The organism is Stutzerimonas stutzeri (assembly GCF_000935215.1).
In the GTDB taxonomy this organism is placed as follows: Bacteria; Pseudomonadota; Gammaproteobacteria; order Pseudomonadales; family Pseudomonadaceae; genus Stutzerimonas.
Genome location: NZ_JXXD01000108.1, coordinates 1 through 17,625, shown reverse-complemented (window position 1 = coordinate 17,625; position 17,625 = coordinate 1). Strand labels below are relative to the sequence as shown.

16 protein-coding genes are annotated in these 17,625 nt (G+C 64.1%); 4 read left to right on the top strand and 12 right to left on the bottom strand.

The window, feature by feature from the left end; genetic code table 11:
• Positions 1 to 507: 507 nt before the first annotated feature.
• The 5 genes from LO50_RS12150 to LO50_RS12130 all read right to left on the bottom strand — a co-directional run bounded on the left by LO50_RS12150 (position 508) and on the right by LO50_RS12130 (position 5,253).
• Positions 508 to 1,719, bottom strand: coding sequence for an aldose 1-epimerase family protein (locus LO50_RS12150; RefSeq protein WP_044315164.1), 1,212 nt, complete (start codon positions 1,717 to 1,719; stop codon positions 508 to 510).
• A 128-nt stretch (positions 1,720 to 1,847) separates the two neighbouring features.
• Positions 1,848 to 2,408, bottom strand: a complete 561-nt coding sequence (locus LO50_RS12145) for a histidine phosphatase family protein (RefSeq protein WP_031298447.1) — start codon at positions 2,406 to 2,408, stop codon at positions 1,848 to 1,850.
• Positions 2,409 to 2,519: 111 nt separating this feature from the next.
• Positions 2,520 to 2,942 (bottom strand): HPF/RaiA family ribosome-associated protein, encoded by a 423-nt coding sequence (locus tag LO50_RS12140; protein ID WP_014821952.1) that lies wholly within the window; start codon positions 2,940 to 2,942, stop codon positions 2,520 to 2,522.
• 60 nt (positions 2,943 to 3,002) lie between these two features.
• Positions 3,003 to 4,328 carry an NTP/NDP exchange transporter gene (locus tag LO50_RS12135; protein ID WP_044315163.1) on the bottom strand — a complete coding sequence of 442 codons (1,326 nt, stop codon included), beginning with the start codon at positions 4,326 to 4,328 and terminating at the stop codon, positions 3,003 to 3,005.
• A gap of 7 nt (positions 4,329 to 4,335) precedes the next feature.
• Positions 4,336 to 5,253: an aldo/keto reductase gene (locus LO50_RS12130; protein ID WP_044315162.1), complete on the bottom strand. Its 918-nt coding sequence runs from the start codon at positions 5,251 to 5,253 to the stop codon at positions 4,336 to 4,338.
• Between the two features lie 222 nt (positions 5,254 to 5,475).
• Here LO50_RS12130 and LO50_RS12125 point away from each other — a divergent pair, with 222 nt between their 5' ends.
• The gene (locus tag LO50_RS12125; RefSeq protein ID WP_044315161.1) at positions 5,476 to 5,667 is read left to right on the top strand and encodes a hypothetical protein; all 192 of its coding nucleotides are present in this window, start codon (positions 5,476 to 5,478) and stop codon (positions 5,665 to 5,667) included.
• 29 nt (positions 5,668 to 5,696) lie between these two features.
• On the opposite strand, the gene LO50_RS12120 is transcribed toward LO50_RS12125, so the two are convergent.
• A complete protein-coding gene (locus tag LO50_RS12120) occupies positions 5,697 to 7,331 on the bottom strand; it encodes a methyl-accepting chemotaxis protein (protein WP_044315160.1) in 1,635 nt (544 codons plus the stop codon).
• A gap of 329 nt (positions 7,332 to 7,660) precedes the next feature.
• Between LO50_RS12120 and LO50_RS12115 the strand changes: the two genes are divergently transcribed.
• Positions 7,661 to 9,682, top strand: coding sequence for an FIST N-terminal domain-containing protein (locus LO50_RS12115; RefSeq protein ID WP_044315159.1), 2,022 nt, complete (start codon positions 7,661 to 7,663; stop codon positions 9,680 to 9,682).
• Between the two features lie 68 nt (positions 9,683 to 9,750).
• Here LO50_RS12115 and LO50_RS12110 read toward each other — a convergent pair whose 3' ends face one another.
• The 5 genes from LO50_RS12110 to LO50_RS12090 all read right to left on the bottom strand — a co-directional run bounded on the left by LO50_RS12110 (position 9,751) and on the right by LO50_RS12090 (position 15,838).
• Complete coding sequence (locus tag LO50_RS12110; protein WP_044315158.1) at positions 9,751 to 11,691, bottom strand: RecQ family ATP-dependent DNA helicase; 1,941 nt, start codon at positions 11,689 to 11,691, stop codon at positions 9,751 to 9,753.
• A gap of 211 nt (positions 11,692 to 11,902) precedes the next feature.
• Positions 11,903 to 12,505 carry a nitroreductase family protein gene (locus LO50_RS12105; protein WP_041015312.1) on the bottom strand — a complete coding sequence of 201 codons (603 nt, stop codon included), beginning with the start codon at positions 12,503 to 12,505 and terminating at the stop codon, positions 11,903 to 11,905.
• Positions 12,506 to 12,668: 163 nt separating this feature from the next.
• Positions 12,669 to 14,213, bottom strand: coding sequence for a phosphoenolpyruvate carboxykinase (locus LO50_RS12100; protein ID WP_044315157.1), 1,545 nt, complete (start codon positions 14,211 to 14,213; stop codon positions 12,669 to 12,671).
• A gap of 221 nt (positions 14,214 to 14,434) precedes the next feature.
• Entirely contained in the window at positions 14,435 to 15,322 is an 888-nt protein-coding gene (hslO, locus tag LO50_RS12095) for an Hsp33 family molecular chaperone HslO (RefSeq protein ID WP_042922638.1), read from the bottom strand.
• Positions 15,323 to 15,439: 117 nt separating this feature from the next.
• Complete coding sequence (locus tag LO50_RS12090) at positions 15,440 to 15,838, bottom strand: RNA-binding S4 domain-containing protein (RefSeq protein ID WP_014821963.1); 399 nt, start codon at positions 15,836 to 15,838, stop codon at positions 15,440 to 15,442.
• 101 nt (positions 15,839 to 15,939) lie between these two features.
• On the opposite strand from LO50_RS12090, the gene rimB reads away from it, so the two are divergent.
• Entirely contained in the window at positions 15,940 to 16,407 is a 468-nt protein-coding gene (gene rimB, locus LO50_RS12085) for a retropepsin-like aspartic endopeptidase RimB (protein WP_031298444.1), read from the top strand.
• Complete coding sequence (rimK, locus tag LO50_RS12080; protein ID WP_023447046.1) at positions 16,404 to 17,309, top strand: 30S ribosomal protein S6--L-glutamate ligase; 906 nt, start codon at positions 16,404 to 16,406, stop codon at positions 17,307 to 17,309. The genes rimB and rimK overlap by 4 nt, the downstream gene beginning before the upstream one ends.
• A 21-nt stretch (positions 17,310 to 17,330) precedes the next feature.
• On the opposite strand, the gene LO50_RS12075 is transcribed toward rimK, so the two are convergent.
• A partial coding sequence (locus LO50_RS12075; RefSeq protein WP_044315156.1) for an ATP-binding protein occupies positions 17,331 to 17,625 on the bottom strand: 295 nt, incomplete at its 5' end.

Below are 17,625 nucleotides of genomic sequence, written 5' to 3'. Positions count from 1 at the left end.
CGGGGCATTGGATTTACATCTCGTCAGTGCGTTTTCACACGCTCTGTTCGGCGGGGCTTTTTTTCGTCCGTAATATCTGACGCAACGGCTTTTCCCATGATCGGAAAATAATAGTGCTAGTTCTGAATGTCGCAAATAGGCGCGGTCGACGTTCAGCACCAGCGCATATGAATTCCTCAGAAAAGCAAAAACCCGCCGAAGCGGGTTTTTTCTGACCTTTCCGAATTCCCTTCGATTGCCGTCCTGGCGATGGTCGATCTTCCTGATCCTGAGCGCGTCCTGCGCTTCAGAGTGGGTGTAGATTAATTACACGCCTTGGTAGGTAAAAGGGTCGAATGCCGCAGCCTCTTGTAAGCCTTTTGCTATAGCTGCAGGAGCTGGGGAACTTTCAGACCCAAGGAGCGCCTCGCAGTCGCCCTGAAAGGCCTGACTTAGAGCCATCGCTGAGCAAGCGATGCACCGGCTGCGACGAGATACAAAACGCGCGAAACCTGTCCAGCAGACGTATTAGTCCTTCGACAGGTCAACCAGCGGCTCGTCACGAATTTCAGTGTCGCGACCGGCCTGTACCGCTTCGATCCGTTTGCGCGCGGCGTCGACTGCGGCGCTATTGACCAGCAGCTCGTAACTCACGCGAAAATGCTTCTGCTCACCTGGCTCAATCTTCGGCACCAATCCCAACGGCCGTTGATAGCGGCGATTGTAGGAAAAGCTGGTACCCGGTTCGAGGCCGGTCACGTAGCCCTGCTTCTCGGTATCGGTGTTCTTCCACAGCGAGAACACCGGTAGCTCGGCAGTATTGAAGCCGACACTGACGCCGAGATTGCCGGCGCGGTTGTGCAGCATGGTCAGGGTCTGGCCCTGTTCGTCCGCATAGGGCACCACGTTGAACACCGTCTCGTCGTAGTCCCTGGTTGGGCCGCGATAGCGCTGCCAGTCGCTCAGCTCCTTCGCCGCGCGGGGGTTGAACGGTGAGACCTGCTTGACCGGCGCCACGAAGCGCGCGCCCTCCTCCAGCAGCGGCGTGCCGAAATTGGTGTGGTACAGCACCTGATATTCCTTGGCGTAGTCGCCCTGATTGGTCAGCGTGTCGTGCAACGAGAATCCGGTGCGGCCGGGCTCTGTGCTGAGCTCGGTGAGGATTGCGAAGTCGAGTTTCTTGAAGGCCTTCTCCTGCAGCTCGCCACGCAAGCGAATGGCATAGGGCGGCTTCTCGTCGATCTGCAGCACCACCCGCGAGGCCGGAATGTTCGCCGCACGGCCATGCAGCGTGAGCAGTTCGCCATTGTCTTCGCCGGGGTGGCCGACCCACTCGAAGCCGCAACGGGTGACCAGTTCATTGAAGCCCTCGAGCCAGCCCAGCCCGCCGCGCCCGTTGAGCTCGATAAAGGCCGGGTTGACCACTTCATCCACCGGCGAATCCCAGCCCAGGCGTACCTCGCCGGCCACCGCTTCCAGCACATTCATGCCGCGCGTGGGCACAACGGTCATGCGCATGCTGCCGTTGTCGATCTCGATCAGGCTGACGCCTTCCTGCCGGCCGCCATGCAAGGTACGCATGCTGACCGAGAATGGCGTCGGCGCGTCGATGCCCAGCTCTTCGCTGGTGATGCGCCAGTTCTTCGCCGGTTTGTCGTGGTCGATCAGCACCTGTTCCCAGGCCATGGCAGGGGTGGCCAGGCAGATGCCCAGGCCGAGGAGAAGCTGCAAACGGGTCATGGGGGTTCCCTTTGTTGTTATGACTCCTTCTCAAGGTAGCTGAAACGTTTCATCTGGCAAGCCAAAGCGGTTGCCGAATGACCGAAGGGAGGCGGAATGCAGCTTGACGGAGTGCTCTAGCTTGGCTTTCAGCCCTTGCTGTAGCGACTCGGCTGCCAGTAGCCGGTGAGTAGCGGTAGCGCTGGACCACGCCAGCCGCGCTGACGAAGTTGCCGGGCGATCAGCGCATTCATGATCTTGTGCCCCATCAGCAACACGCTTTCATTGGCCTCGGCCAGCTCGATCAACCGATCGGCCGCTGCGCTGGCACGCCTGGTGGATTCGCGGATGTGCTCGGTATGGCTGGCGAAGCCGAGAAACCAGGCGGTGCGAAACGCCAGACGCCAGAAGCGCGACGGCAACAGCGGCAGTCCCCACTCGGGATACGGCAGGTGCGGCTCGGCGAACAGCGGATCAGGTAGTTCACAGCAGTCGCATTCAAGATGCGAGCGCGATTCGATGCAGCGCTGCAGGGAGCTGCAGACCACGATGCCAACCGAGCCTGCCAGCGCGACCAGACTGTCCGGGCGCTCGGCGGCGACGACCTCCGCAGCGTTGTAGCGCTCGACCCAGGTTTTCATGCCAACCGGCGTGCTCCAGCGCGCTGCGCCGTGGTCGGGTCTACCGTGCCGCACGAGGATGATCTGCATCTGGCTACCGGATACACGGGCCCGGCCGCCAAGGCGCATGCCTGGCAGCAGGGGGATAGAAAGAGGATGAAGGGGGTGGAAACGCCCCGGCACGCGGCCGGGGCGACGGGGTCACTTGTCGAGCTCGTCCTGCTTTTCCAGGAATTCCTCTTCGAGCATTGCATCCTTGACGGCCTGAGGCTGCTCGTCGAGCAGCGGATCATTCAACTCGCCGCTGGACAGTACGCGGGTGTCCAACTTGCCCATCAGATGCTCCAGCGCGTGCTGCATCTTGTCCGCCGCGCCATCGACCGCCAGCTGCAGCGACTCGGCCTTGTGCGTCACCGACACCGCCTGATGCCCCTTGGGCCGCGCCTCGATCTGGCAACGCTTGTCATCGGCGCCGGCCTTCTGCGCGTTTTCATCGCTGACATGGACTTCCACTCGAGTGAGGAAGTCGTCGAAACGCTCGAGCCGATCCTCAACGGTCGTACCGACCCACTCGTGCAGCTCGACGCTGCCAGGGATGTGGTTGCTATTGACCTGCACTTGCATACGACTACTCCTGATAGATGACGTACCTACTAGGGTTCGAGGCGTGCGCGTCGGCGAGGTTCAGCGGCTTCGTCCGGTTGCGGGCCCAGGCGGGTCGGCGGGCGTGGCGCCCGCACGGTCAGCTCGACCACCGAGCAGCCAACCCAGCACACCCCAGACCGCCGCGCACACGGCGCCGACCAGGGCGATCAGCCAGACGCCCTGACCGAGACTGTCGAGCAGGCTCTTGGCCCAGCCGCTCAGGGCATCGCCGCCGCGATAGACCACGGTGTCGATGAAGTTCTTCGCCTTGTACTTGCTCTCGGCATCCAGCGGCGCGAAGAGCATCTCGCGGCCCGGGCGGACGAAGGCGTATTCGCCGACGCGACGCACGATCATCACGGCGGCCAGCACGGCAAAGGTCGGCGCCAGAGCCAGGCCGGCGAACCCGAGGCAGACCAGCGCCGGTACGGCGGCCAGCAGAATCCGCACGCCGAGCCGCTGCGCGATGCGTCCGGTGATGAACAGCTGCGACAGCAAGGCGCCCGCCTGCACCACGAAATCGATCGCACCGAACACCCGCACCTGCTCGGCACGATCCGGAAACAGCTCGGCGACCAGCCTTGCCTGTTCGAAGTAGAGAAAGGTGCTGGCGGTCGTCAGCAGCAGCACGAACGCCGCGATGCCGAGCAGATAGCCCGAGCCCAGCACCCGCGTCAGGCCACTGAATGGATTGCCCGCTACCGGTCGCCGTGGACTTTCGGCATGTTCGGCGCCGGGACGGCCGGCACCCATCTCCTCGCGCCAGACCATCAGGTAGTGCTTGAGCGCGACCGCGGCGACCAGCAAAAGCGCCGCCAGCAGCATCAGCCCGAACTGACCGAGCACGCCGACCAACAGCGCGCTCGTCGCCGGTCCGACCAGCCCGCCCACGCTGGCACCAGCAGCGATGAAGGCGAACAGCCGGCGCGCCTGCGGCGCGTCGAACACATCGGCCATCAGGCTCCAGGCGACCGAGACCACGAACAGGTTGTAGACCGAGATCCACACATAGAACACCCGCGCCAGCCAGACGCTGTCTCCGAGCAGGAAGAACAACCCCGCGAACACGAGCAGGTTGACGCAGAAGAAACCGTACACCCAGTCGATGTAATGGATGCGCGCGACCCGCGAGTTGAGCCAGGCGAACAGTGGCACCGCCACCAGCATGGCGATGAAGGTCGCGGTGAACAGCCACTGCAGGTTCTCGACGCCGCCCTGAATGCCCATCGACTCGCGAATCGGCCGCAGCATGAAGTAGCCAGAGAACAGGCAGAAGAACAGGCTGAACCCGGCCAGCGCGGCACGCAGTTCCCCGGGGAGGGCATTGATCAGCGCGGCCCCGCGAGCGGCTAGCGAAGTCGGCATTCGGCGCTCAGCGGAAGGCGTCGACGATCATCTGCCGCTGTCGCGCATCCGGCAGCCGCCCCTGGCCGGCGAGCAGGTTGTCGGCCATGTAGCGCGGGTTGGAAGTCGCCGGTATGACCGCCGTCACCGCCGGCTCGGCAAGGATGAACTTGAGCAGCAGCTGCGCCCAGGAGCTGGCATCGATCTCCACCGCCCAGGCCGGCAGCGGCTTGCCCTTGACCCTGGACAGCAGGTTGCCACGGGTAAACGGCCGGTTGATCAGCGTGGCGATGCCGTGGTCGGCGCAGTACGGCAGCAGCTGCTTCTCGGCGTTGCGCTCGCCCACCGAATAGTTGAACTGCACGAAGTCGACCTTCTCCTGCTTCAGCGTCTCCAGCAGGCGGTCGTGGGCCGACTCCAGATAATGGGTCACGCCGATGTAGCGCACCCGCCCCTCCTGCTTGAGTTCGCGCAGCAGGCCGAGCTGGGTGCGGGTGTCCTGCAGGTTGTGCACCTGGATCAGGTCGATGGTGTCGGTCTGCAGCGCCTTGAAGCTCGCTTCGATCTGCGCCAGGCCGCGTTCGCGACCGCTGGAGGACACCTTGCTGGCGAGGAAGACCTTGTCGCGCTGGCCGTGCCGCTCGACCAGCTCACCGACGACGCGCTCGGAATTGCCGTAGCTCGGCGCGGTATCGATCAGCGATGCGCCACCATCGACTAGCACGCGCAGCACCTCGAGCAGCCGCGTCATCTCGGGATCATCCAGACCTATGTCATGTGTCCGGGAAGTGCCGAGGCCGATGACGGGCAGCATCTCGCCGGTGGCGGGAATCTCGCGTCGACGCAGCGCCTCGGCTGCCCGCACCAGCGACGGCAACAGCGGACCGAGCGCCAGCATCGCTGCGGCCACGGCTGTACGTTGAATGATCTGGCGGCGCGTCGGCATGGGTGGGGTCTCCGGTCGTTTGCGGTATCGACCTCTGAGTATGGTCGAGTCATTTCGCGATACCGGCCCGGCGACGTACGGAGCTTTTCCTGATGTTTCGTGTAGCGCCGAAGCGTACGATAACGATGCCGCAATAGTGGCAATATGCCCCTATTTGCGCTTTACTGCGCCGCTTCCGATGCCTGCTGCGCTGACGGCGGGTTGGTAACTGTCGAGACGAACATGTCCTTCAACCTACGCCAGTCGCGCCAGCAGAGTCCCGATGGCCAGGCACCCGCCGCGCCGCGTCCCTGGGTACGCTCCCGGCTGAGCAGTCTCTGCTATGCCGCAGGACTGCTGTTGGTGTTCATTCTCAGCCTGCTTCTGCTGCCGAACGACAGCGGCCTGGGCCGGCTGCTGTGGGGCGCGCTGTAAGACAGCGCCCAGATATCAGGTCTCAGGTCTCAGGTACGAAAACGGCCGACCAGCTCCGCCAGGGTTTTCGATAGCCCAGACAGCTGCTGGCTGGCGAGCATGCTTTGCGAGGAGCAGGTAGCCGCCTCGTTGGACAGGTCACGGATATCGGTGATGTTGCGCGCGATTTCCTCGGTGACGCTGCTCTGCTCCTCGCACGCCGTGGCGATCTGGGCGGCCATGTCATTGATCCGCTGCACCGACACGGACGTTTCCGCCAGCACCTGATCGACGCCGGATGCCCGCTCGACGCTGTCTCGCGCCTTGTCGCTGCCGTTCTGCATGGCCTGCACGGCCTTGTCGACGCCGCTCTGCAAGCGTTCGATGCGCGCCTGGATATCCTTGGTCGAATCCTGTGTACGCGCGGCCAGCGCCCGTACCTCGTCGGCCACCACGGCGAAACCGCGGCCCTGCTCACCGGCGCGCGCGGCCTCGATGGCGGCGTTGAGCGCGAGCAGATTGGTCTGCTCGGCGATGCCGCGAATCACTTCGAGCACCGCGCCGATGCTGGCGGTTTCCTCGGCAAGCGCACCGATGGTCTGCGAAGCGCCTTCGACCTTCCCGGCCAGCTGGCGGATAGACTGGATAGTGCTGCTGACCACCGAGGCGCCCTGGCGCGACTGGGTTTCCGCCGCACGCGCGGCGTCCGATGCGTTCTGCGCATTGAGCGCGACTTCATGCACCGCCGCGCTCATCTCGGTCGCGGCAGTGGTCACCTGATCGACCGCGGCGTGTTCGCTGCTGATCAGCTGATCGTTGGTTTCAGCCATTGCCGCCATGCCGCGCGCGGCGGTCTCGACCTCAGCGGTAACCCGTCCGACCTCGGCAATCAGCGGCTGCAGTTTGTCGAGAAAACGGTTGAAGGCGTTGCCGAGCTGGCCCAGCTCGTCAGCCGAATGCACCTCCAGGCGGGCGCGCAGGTCGCCATCGCCATCGGCGATCTGCTTCAGGCGATCGAGCAGTCGGCGCATCGGATGCAACACCACCATTGGCAAACCCAGTATCAACAGCACGCAGCCCAGCAGGCCGATGATCAGCACCGCGGTCTGCTGACTGGAGGTGGCAGCGCCCTCGGCGATCGCCGCCGCGCCCTCGGCCTCGGCGGCTGCGCCTTCGAGTTCGCCGAGCTTGTCGATGGCATCGCGCATGGCATCGAAGCGCGCCTCGCTGTCACCAAAGCTCAGCGCGCTGGCGGCCTGAGGATCGAGATCGACCTGCTCGATGACCCGCTGCGATACCGCGGACCACTGCTGAAAGCCGCTATTGAACCGCTCGACCAGCGCCAGCGCCTCGGCGCCCGGTTGCATGGCTGCGTACTTCTGCACGCGGTCGTAGGCTTGCTTGAGGTTTTCCGCATGGCTGGCCCTGAGTGCCTGCACATGGTCGCCAGCATCGCTGTCGAGCAGGCTACGCTCGGCGACGAACGCCTGATACAGGTCGCGATCGGCATTGAGCAGCAAGCCGATGGCCGGCAGATGGCGCGTGCCCAAGACCTCGCTGGAGTCGGTCACGCGTTCGATGCCACGCATCCCGAAAACGCCCATCAACACCAGCAACAGCGCCAGCGCCGCAATGGGCAAGGTGATCTTCCAGCGAAATCCAAGATCGGTGAACAGGCGGGGCATGGCGTCGCTCCTCGAGAGGCTTTCCTTGGCTATCGGCTACAACAACTGCGGCAACAGGTCACCGGTCGACAATTGCACAGCCGCACGCGACTTCCGTTGCGCCACATCAAGAGGAATCGCCGCCTCACCCAGTACTTCCGGATGAAGACCATGGTTGCATGGCGATCTTCGATCCGGCGGCCGATAACGTGGCTGACGGTGACGGCGCCGAACGGGCATGCAGCTCGCGGCCGGGGTGCCGATAACAAAAAATGTAGCCTCTGATCGACGGCTGATCAGTGCGGGAGCGGCCGAGTTTCCCGCTTCCCTTCCTCAAGCGAGTAACGCCCATGATTTCGCTCTCCCGATTCAAGCCAGGCCACACGCAATCCAGCGGCACGGCGAGCCTGCTCTGCTCGGCTCACCAGCTTGCCCAGCAGCTCGCAACCCTGCGCTTCAACCCGACCTACATTGCCGGTTTCGTCTCGCCGCACGTGGATCTGGATGAGGTCGCCAGGCAGGTAGCGCAGCGCTTTCCGCAGGCGACGATCAGCCTGTGTACCACCGCGGGGGAGCTGTCCAGCGAGGGCCAGCGGCTTTACTGTGCCACCGGCGCGCAGTGGGATCGGGTGGTGCTGCAGCTGTTCGACGCCAGCGTCATCGCCGTTGCCGAGATCGTCCGCGTGCCGCTGGAGTGCGAGGACATCCGCGGCCAGGGTCAGCGGCTGTCGATGGGCGAGCGCATCGCGCGCCTCACGGCGTCGATCAAGCGGGTGCAGGTGTCGATGAAGATCGATTACCGCGACACGCTGGCGAACATCTTCTTCGACGGCCTCTCCGCTTCGGAATCGTTCTTCATGGAGGCGCTGTACGAGTCCGGTCGTTTCCCCTGCCTGTTCGTCGGCGGCTCGGCCGGTGGCAAGCTGGATTTTCAGAAGACCCAGCTGCATGACGGCAAACGCAGCTACCAGAACCACGCGCTGATCGTCTTCCTCAAGTGCGCGCGGGACGTACGCTTCGGCGTGTTCAAGAGCCAGAACTTCGAGCCGACGCCACTCAGCCTGAACGTACTCAGCGCCTCCCTGGAGGACCGTTACATCAGCCAGGTGGTCGACTCACGCGGCAACATCCGCACGATGGTCCAGACGCTGTGCGAGGCGCTCAAATGCGTGCCGCAGGAGCTGGAGCAGCGGCTCTCGGACTACTCCTTCGCAATTCGCGTCGGCGAGGAAGTGTTCGTTCGCTCGATCTCACAGATCGACTTCGCCAACGAGCGCGTGCACCTGTTCTGCGACGTCGCCCCCGGCGAAGAGCTGATCATGGTCAAGCGCACCCCGCTGGCCGAGACCACCCGCCGCGACTATCAGCAGTTCATGCGCAACAAGCCCGGCAAGCCGCTGGTGGGCATCCTCAACGACTGCATCCTGCGCCGGCTGAACAACGAGCAGGCACTGGGCGGCATGGGCCCGGTGTTCGATGACGTGCCAGTGGCCGGTTACTCGACCTTCGGCGAGATCCTCGGCCTCAACCTCAACCAGACTCTGACGGCGGTGTTCTTCTTCCGCACCAACGGCAAGGAAGAGTTCCACGACGAGTACACCGACAACTTCATCGCCTACCACGGCGAATTCAAGGCGTTTTTCCTGCGCCGGCAGATCAAGAAGCTGACCGGCCTGAGCCAGGTGGTGGTCAAGCAGATCGAGCAGTTCAAGCGCCAGGACTACAGCAGCGCGGTGGACATCAATGGTCTCGACGAACACATCCGCCCGGTGTTCCGCGGCCTGGCCGACCTTGGCCAGGTCCTGTCTCAGGCCGACCATGAGCGGCAGTCCATGTCCGAGCAGCTGAGCCAGTGCGCCAACGAGCTGCACGGCTCGATGGACGACCTGACGCTGAACATCAACCAGCAGGGCACCGTCATCGAACAGGCCGGCAGCTCGGTCAAGCAGATGGTCCACCAGGCCGACGAGGTGGTCAGCAGCGCCCGCGACCTGGCGCAGTCCAGTCAGCGCATCCAGTCGGTGGTGCAGACCATCCAGCAGATCGCCGGGCAGACCAACCTGCTGGCGCTCAATGCGGCGATCGAGGCGGCGCGCGCCGGCGACATGGGCCGCGGCTTTGCGGTGGTGGCGGACGAGGTGCGCAAGCTGGCCGAGATCACCGGCAAGAACGCCGAGGAAATCGGCACCGACATCGACCGCCTGGCCAGCGAGATTCGTGCGGTGGCGCAACACATCGAGACGCAATCGGCCGGTGTCGGCTCGCTGACCGGGCTGCTCGATGCGCTGGAAAATTCGAGCAACCTCACCGCCGGCACCTCACGCCAGACCAAGGGCGTCGCCGACCGGCTGATCGGCCTGACCGCGCGCTAAGGCTGTTCGCCGATGGCCAGGGTCTGTTGACGTTTTGTCGCGAGCCGCGAACGAAACGTCAACAGACCCTAACGCGTCAGGCGCGCGCGAACCTCGGCGTAGGGATAAGCCTCCAGCGAGGCGAAACCGGGGATCTGACGCGCCTTGAGCTTGGTGAACACCGGCACGCTGATGCCGCAGAGAAAGCGCGTCAGGCACTCGGCGCTGGGCGCACCGCCCTTCAGCTGCGCGAAGCGCTGACTGAATTCGGCGCAGCGGGCGGCCAGGTCAATCTGTTCCAGCGGCGCCTTTGCCGGCGGTTCCGGCAGTTTCGCGACCTGCCCGTTGCAGACAGAGCAATGCCCGCAGTGCTGCGGCGCCTGCAAGTCACCGAAATACCCGGCCAACCGCTGGCTCAGGCATTCGCTGGATTCGAACAGCGCCAGCATGTTGTTGATGCGGGTGATCTCGCTCGCTTCGTGCTGCTTGAAGTATTCATGCAGTTCGATGCTCAAGCCCTCTGCGTCGAAGTCTGGATCGAGCAGCGCATAGACGTCGGTCATCTGCTTGCTCTCCAGCTCGATCCAGCCTTTCTCCTGGAAGTACTCCAGGGCCTTTACCACCCGTCCACGGTCCGCCCCGTGCTGCTGATAGAGCGCGTCGAAATCCAGCGTGCACCAGGTCCGTGCCCGCGCCGAGCTGTGCACGATGGCCTCGACGAACTGCCGCCGCTCGCCTTCGAATTTCGCCACCAGCACCTCGGATTCGAGCAGGTACTTGAAGCGGTACTCGGCGAAATAGGCGAAGCGTGGCGCGATGATGCCGCGCAGCTCCAGCTGCACTAGCATGGTTTTCAGCGGCAACTGGCGGATGTTGCTCTGGTCCGATAGCTGGTTGAGCATCAGCTCCCACTGTCCGCTGCCCTTTTGATCAGGAGCAGCCGCCTGCAGCAGCTCGTCGAGTACGCAGCGGATCCCGTCGAGCTCCGGTGTGTCGCCATAGACGAAATTCTGCAGCACGCTGAGGCTGTCCCGGTTGGCCAGCACCAGGCAGTCCGATGGCTTGCCATCGCGCCCTGCCCGACCGATTTCCTGACTGTAATTTTCCACCGACTTGGGCAGGTCGTAGTGCACCACGTTGCGGATGTCCGCCTTGTCGATGCCCATGCCGAAGGCGATGGTGGCGACGATGCAGTTCAGCTCGCCAGCCATGAAGCGGCGCTGGATCGACTCACGCAACTCATGGGCCATGCCGGCGTGGTAGGCGCTGGCCGGGAAGCCGCGCTGCGCCAGATGCTCGGCAACCTGCTCGGCTGTCTTCTGCTGGGTGACGTAGACGATGGTCGGCTGACCACGCTTGTCGACCAGCCATTCCACCAGCCGGCGCTGCTTGTTAAAGCCGCTGACCGGCTCCACCAGCAGATTGAGGTTGGGCCGGTAGAAACCGGTGGTGACCACGTCGTCCGGCGCAATCGAGAATTTGGCCTGCATATCGGCGATCACCGGCGGCGTCGCCGTGGCGGTGAGCAGCAGCACCTGAGGAATGTTGAACTGGCGCTGGTAGTCGGGAAGCTTGAGGTAATCCGGGCGAAAGTTGTGGCCCCATTCGGAGATGCAGTGCGCCTCATCGACGACCAGCAACGAGATCGGCACCTGGCTGATGAAGTTGCGGAAGCGTTCGTTCTTCAGCCGCTCCACCGAAATCATCAGGATCTTCAGTTCACCGGACTTGGCGCGGGCCATGGTTTCGCTGGCCTGCTCGCGGCTCTGCGCCGAGTCGATGCTGGCTGCGGCGATGCCGTGCCGGTGCAGGAACGCCAACTGGTCCTGCATCAGCGCCAACAGCGGCGAAACGACCAAGGTGAGATGAGGCAATAGCAGCGCCGGCACCTGATAACACAGGGACTTGCCAGACCCGGTGGGAAAGATAGCGGCCGCCGAGCGCCCGGCCACCACGGCGCGAATGGCCTGATCCTGGCCGGGACGAAAGCCGTCGTAGCCGAAAATCTGCTTGAGGGTCTGTTCGATCATGCTGAGTCACTCCTTTGACTGGAGGCCGGAGGGTAGCAAACGGAGGGAGACGGTACTGCAAAGCGGCTGACATGTGCGGCCGGTCGTCGGAGCGCGTGGCCATCAGCCCAGCGATGGCCCTGGGCGGGCCGGGTGGGACTTTGAGGTGGGCAAAGTTGGCGGCCAGCGGGCCCAGGTGGAAGGACGCATTGCGCGCCCTTCGCCAGAAAACTCAGAAGCGGTCGCGAATCACCACCTCATCGAACGGCAACTTGCCGATCCGCGGCTTCGGCTCAGCAGCGCGCTTGCCCACCGCGACCATCAGCGCGATGACATGGTTGTCCGGCAGGTTGATCAGCTTGCCGACCGCGTCGAAATCGAAGCCATCCATCGGGCAGGAATCCAGGCCCTTGGCCCGTGCCGCGAGCATCAGCGTCTGCGCCATCAGGCCGCAACTGCGCATGGCTTCGTCACGCTGGACCTGCGGCTTGTCGCGGTAGTAGGCATCGATGGCGCCGGCCATAAAGTTCTGCACCTCGCCTGGTGCACCATCCCAGACCCGGCGGACATTCTTTTCCCAGCTGTCGACCTGCGCGCAGATCACCACCAGCATCGAGGCATCGGTCATCTGCGCCTGGTTCCAGCCCACCTCGCGGATCTGCGCCCGCAGCGCAGGGTCGCTCACCTCGACGAAGCGCACGTGCTGCAGGTTGAAGGCAGAGGGTGCCAGCAGTGCCAGTTGCAGCAGCTCGTCCTTCTCCTCCCGGCTGAGCTGGAAGCTCGGGTCGTAGACTTTGACGGCGCGACGGGTGCGGATGGCTTCTACGGTATTCATGACGCTTCCTCGTGATCAACAGTGGCGCCATGCTAAGGGCGCCGACCAATCGAATCCATGCGCCTTGACCGATAAGAATCATCGACGCCTTTGATCCGAATCACCACCCGGCACAAACGAAAAAGCCGCCCGGAGGCGGCTTTCGAATCACGCAGCAGGCAGCTTAGAGCTGCGGGCCGGCGTTGCGGATGGCGTCGGAGACATCGAACTTCTTGAAGTTCTCGACGAACTTGGCTGCCAGTTCCTTTGCGGCCTGGTCGTAGGCGCTCTTGTCGGCCCAGGTGTTGCGCGGGTTCAGTAGCTGGGTATCGACGCCGGCGACGGCCTTCGGCACGTCCAGATTGATGATCGGCAGGTGCTCGGTCTCGGCACCGATCAGCGCGCCGCTCTGAATCGCCGCGATCACCGCACGGGTGGTCGGGATGTTGAAGCGCTTGCCAACGCCGTAGCCACCACCGGTCCAGCCGGTGTTGACCAGGTAGACCTTGGAGCCAAAGCCGTTGATACGCTTGATCAGCAACTCGGCGTACTCGCCAGCCGGACGCGGGAAGAACGGTGCGCCGAAGCAGGTGGAGAAGGTCGACTTGATGCCGCTGCCCGAACCCATTTCGGTGGAACCGACCAGCGCGGTGTAGCCGGACAGGAAGTGGTAGGCAGCCTGCTCGTTGTTCAGGATCGACACGGGCGGCAGTACGCCGGTCAGGTCGCAGGTCAGAAAGATCACCGCGTTCGGCTCACCGCCGAGGTTCTTCTCGGAGCGCTTCTCGACATGCTGCAGCGGGTACGCGGCGCGGCTGTTCTGGGTAAGGCTGGCGTCGGCGTAGTCGGGCAGACGGGTGCGCTCGTCGAGCACCACGTTCTCCAGCACGGCGCCGAACTTGATAGCCTTCCAGATCACCGGCTCGTTCTTCTCGGACAGGTCGATGCACTTGGCGTAGCAGCCACCCTCGATGTTGAACACGCGGCCAACGCCCCAGCCGTGCTCGTCATCGCCGATCAGGTAGCGGCTCTCGTCGGCCGACAGGGTGGTCTTGCCGGTGCCGGACAAACCGAAGAACAGGGTGGTGTCACCGTCTTCGCCGATGTTGGCGGCACAGTGCATCGGCAGCACGTCGACGTCCGGCAGCAGGAAGTTCTGCACGGAGAACATGGCTTTCTTCATTTCACCGGCGTACTGCATGCCGGCGATCAGCACCTTCTTCTCGGCGAAGTTGATGATCACGCAGCCATCGGAATTGGTGCCGTCACGCTCGGGTACGCACTGGAAGAACGGTGCGTTGAGGATGCGCCACTCGCTCAGGCTGGCCTGGTTGAACTGTTCCGGGGTGATGAACAGGCAACGGCCGAACAGGTTGTGCCAGGCGGTTTCGGTGGTCATCTTGACCGGCAGGTAGTGCTCGGGATCGGCACCGACATGGACGTAAGAAACGAAGCTGTCGCGCTCGGCGATGTAGGCTTCGACGCGGTTCCACAGTGCTTCGAAGTTGCCGGCCGGGAACGGACGGTTGATCGGGCCCCAGGCGATCTTGTGCTGGGTGCTCGGCTCTTCGACGATGAAGCGGTCAGCCGGAGAACGACCCGTGCGGTGCCCCGTCTTCACCACCAGAGAGCCATTGGCGGACAGTTCGCCCTCTCCGCGCTTGACGGCTTCTTCAATCAGTTGAGCGGTGCTGATGTCGGTGTACACGGCGTTGGTGGCTTGCGTCATGAGTGTTCCCGTCGGCCTTGGGCCGATTCCTCCATGCTGTTGTAGCCCGCCGAGCGACGAACTACATCGAAAAAAGTGCGCGCGATTATGCCAGATAATGCGCCGCGCTGGGTATGAGGCCGTGATGGCCAAATAGTTCACTGGCTGGCTGCCGGTCCATCCCTGTCTCATTCCTTAGCGTACTGGCGCTCCGCGGATGGCTGCCGAGCGCCAGGCGCCGCTCAATGACGGGTGCCCGAGGGCGCGTCGCTGCCGCCACCGGCGAAAAGCTGGGCCACGTCCGCGGCATCATAGGTGTACTTCTCGTTGCAGAACTGGCAATCGATGCTCACCGCACCGCCCTGCTCGACCACCAGTTGCTGGGCGTCTTCCTCGCCCAGGCTGATCAGCGCACGGGCCGAGCGCTCCCGCGAGCAGCTGCAGCGAAAGCGGATCGGCAGCGCGTCGAACAGGCGCAGCTGCTCCTGATGGTAGAGCCGGTGCAACAGCGTCTCGGCATCCAGCCCGAGCAGTTCCTCGGCCGTCAGGGTGTCGGCCAGGGTGCGCAGGTGCTCCCAGCTGGCGTCACGCTCGTCGGTATCCTTGATTCGATCGGCCGGCAGCTGCTGCAACAGCAGGCCGCAGGCCCGGCGGCTATCGGCATTGAGCCAGAAGCGCGTCGGCAGCTGCTCGGACGCAGCGAAATAGTTGGTCAGGCATTCCGCCAGGTTGACCCCGTCCAGGCCGACGATTCCCTGGTAGCGCTGGCCGTTGGCCGGGTCGACGGTGATCGCCAGCATGCCCTCGGGCATCAACTCGGCCAGCGTTGCGCCCGTCTCGATCTGCTCGGCGTGGTAGCGCGCGATGCCGCGCACCTCCCGGGCACTGGAGCACTCGACCATCAGCAGCGGGACGGCTCCGCTGGAACGCGCCTGGAGAATCAGCAGCCCGTCGAACTTGAGCGTGCCGACCAGCAGCGCAGCAGCGGCGAGCAGCTCGCCAAGCAGCTGGGCGACGGGCTCGGGGTAGGTGTGCTTGGCCAGCACGTGCTGGAAGCTTTCGTCCAGCGTGGCGATTTCGCCGCGAACGTCGGAATCATCGAAGATAAAGCGCTGAGTTTGGTCGGACATGCCGGGGCTCGCTGGAACGGCGGAGGAAGCCGGCGATTTTAGGCGCAAAGCCGGCCCGGACCAAGGGCGGCTGCCGGACGGCCTCGTGGGTAATGCAGCTCGCCAGCGTTGCGAAGATCAGTCCGGCTTGTAGTCGCGCAGGTACTGGATTTGTCGGCGCTGCTTCTTGCTCGGCCGCCCATCGGTCTGCAGCCCCAGCGCGCCGGCCTTGCGCTGCGCCGCCGCTTCCTCGCGCGCGGCCAGGCTTTGCGGCGTTTCCTCGTAGAGTGTCTGCGCCTCCGGCGCCCCGCGGCGCACCGCCGACAAAGCGCGGACGACCACCGTGCGCTCGTCGAAACCGATGCGGATCAGCAGCTCGTCGCCCACCTTCGGTTCCTTGCTCGGCTTGCAACGCTCGCCACGACAGTGCACCTTGCCACCCTCGATGGCCGCCTTGGCCAGCGCACGGGTCTTGAAGAAGCGCGCAGCCCACAGCCACTTGTCCAGGCGCACCTTGTCGTCGTCTTTTTCGGCCATCGTCCAGCTCTATCCTCTACACGTCGTTCTAGGGTGTTACAGACGGATGCAGTTGTCATGCACCCCGACTAGAATGCCGGCAAATTCTTCGGATGCTCCCATTGAAGAGACTCGACCCCCATACCGTGATCGGTCTGCGTGAGTGGATCGCCCTGCCGGATCTCGGCGTGGTGGGCCTGCGCGCGAAGGTCGATACCGGGGCCAGCACATCGGCGCTGCATGCTACCGAGATCAGCGAGTTCGAACGCGACGGTCAGCGCTGGGTCCGATTCACCGCCCACCTGGGCACGCTGGTACAGCGCCGCCACCGCTGCGAGGCACCGCTGGTCACGCGCAAGCTGATCAAGAGCTCCAACGGGCAGGTGCAGACGCGCTACGTGGTGCGAACATTGCTTGCACTCGGCAGTCATGTCTGGCCGGTGGAGTTCACCCTGACCTGCCGCAAGACCATGCGTTATCGCCTGCTGCTCGGTTCAAAGGCACTGGTCGAAGGGCAATGGCTGATCGATCCGTCGCGAACCTATATCCAGGACAAACCCCAGATCCTCACTTCCTCCGGTGCTCCATGAAAATCGCCGTGCTGTCGCGCAATCCGCGCCTGTATTCCACCCGACGCCTGGTCGAAGCCGGCCAGCAGCGGGGCCATGAGGTGGTGGTGATCGATACGCTACGCGCGTACATGAACATCGCCAGCCACAAGCCGCAGATCCATTACCGCGGCAAACCGCTGGACGGCTTCGATGCGGTGATCCCGCGCATCGGCGCCTCGGTGACCTTCTATGGCTGTGCGGTGCTGCGCCAGTTCGAGATGCAGGGCGTGTTCCCACTCAACGAATCGGTCGCCATCGCCCGCTCGCGGGACAAGCTGCGTGCGCTGCAACTGCTGTCGCGCCGCGGCGTCGGCCTCCCCGTGACCGGCTTCGCCCACTCGCCGGACGACATTCCCGACCTGATCCAGATGGTCAACGGCGCCCCCCTGGTGATCAAGGTACTGGAAGGCACCCAGGGCATCGGCGTGGTGCTCTGCGAAACCGAGAAGGCGGCCGAATCGGTGATCGAGGCCTTCATGGGTCTCAAGCAGGACATCATGGTGCAGGAGTACATCAAGGAAGCCGGCGGCGCCGACATCCGCTGCTTCGTGGTCGGCGACAAGGTCATCGCGGCGATGAAGCGCCAGGCCAAGCCCGGCGAGTTCCGCTCCAACCTGCACCGTGGCGGCTCCGCCAGCCTGATCAAGATCACCCCGGAAGAACGCATGACCGCCATCCGTGCGGCCAAGGTGATGGGCCTGAACGTCGCCGGCGTCGACATCCTGCGTTCAAACCATGGCCCGCTGGTGATGGAGGTCAACTCCTCGCCGGGTCTGGCCGGCATCGAAGAGACCACCGGCAAGGACGTCGCCGGGCTGATCATCCAGTACCTGGAGAAGAACGGCGGGCCGCACCTGACCCGCACCAAAGGCAAGGGCTGATTCCGCCTCGTGGCGAACCGGCTACTCGGCCGGTTTGCCCTGCACCGCATCGCGCGGCAGCAGCAATCCCAGCGGCAGGCTGACGCGCGCCTCCAAACCACCGCCCTCACGGTTGCGCAACTCGACGATGCCGCCGTGCTGTGAAGCGATGCGTTTGACGATCGCCAGACCCAGCCCGGCGCCCTGCCCGCCACGGGCGCGATCACCGCGGATGAACGGATTGAAGATGCATTCCAGCTCGGCGGGATCGATCCCCGGGCCGCGGTCGAGCACGCTCAGCACCACGTAGGGCGCGTGCTGGTCGCCCGACACGTAG

Excerpts from the sequence above, each read along its gene's own strand:
- LO50_RS12120 (WP_044315160.1), bottom strand. The coding sequence starts at position 7,331 with ATGCCCCGCCTGTTCACCGATCTTGGATTTCGCTGGAAGATCACCTTG.
- hslO (WP_042922638.1), bottom strand. The coding sequence starts at position 15,322 with ATGTCCGACCAAACTCAGCGCTTTATCTTCGATGATTCCGACGTTCGC.
- LO50_RS12115 (WP_044315159.1), top strand. The coding sequence starts at position 7,661 with ATGATTTCGCTCTCCCGATTCAAGCCAGGCCACACGCAATCCAGCGGC.
- LO50_RS12135 (WP_044315163.1), bottom strand. The coding sequence starts at position 4,328 with ATGCCGACTTCGCTAGCCGCTCGCGGGGCCGCGCTGATCAATGCCCTC.
- LO50_RS12105 (WP_041015312.1), bottom strand. The coding sequence starts at position 12,505 with ATGAATACCGTAGAAGCCATCCGCACCCGTCGCGCCGTCAAAGTCTAC.
- rimK (WP_023447046.1), top strand. The coding sequence starts at position 16,404 with ATGAAAATCGCCGTGCTGTCGCGCAATCCGCGCCTGTATTCCACCCGA.
- LO50_RS12130 (WP_044315162.1), bottom strand. The coding sequence starts at position 5,253 with ATGCCGACGCGCCGCCAGATCATTCAACGTACAGCCGTGGCCGCAGCG.
- LO50_RS12100 (WP_044315157.1), bottom strand. The coding sequence starts at position 14,213 with ATGACGCAAGCCACCAACGCCGTGTACACCGACATCAGCACCGCTCAA.
- LO50_RS12150 (WP_044315164.1), bottom strand. The coding sequence starts at position 1,719 with ATGACCCGTTTGCAGCTTCTCCTCGGCCTGGGCATCTGCCTGGCCACC.
- LO50_RS12125 (WP_044315161.1), top strand. The coding sequence starts at position 5,476 with ATGTCCTTCAACCTACGCCAGTCGCGCCAGCAGAGTCCCGATGGCCAG.
- LO50_RS12110 (WP_044315158.1), bottom strand. The coding sequence starts at position 11,691 with ATGATCGAACAGACCCTCAAGCAGATTTTCGGCTACGACGGCTTTCGT.
- LO50_RS12090 (WP_014821963.1), bottom strand. The coding sequence starts at position 15,838 with ATGGCCGAAAAAGACGACGACAAGGTGCGCCTGGACAAGTGGCTGTGG.
- LO50_RS12145 (WP_031298447.1), bottom strand. The coding sequence starts at position 2,408 with ATGCAGATCATCCTCGTGCGGCACGGTAGACCCGACCACGGCGCAGCG.
- LO50_RS12140 (WP_014821952.1), bottom strand. The coding sequence starts at position 2,942 with ATGCAAGTGCAGGTCAATAGCAACCACATCCCTGGCAGCGTCGAGCTG.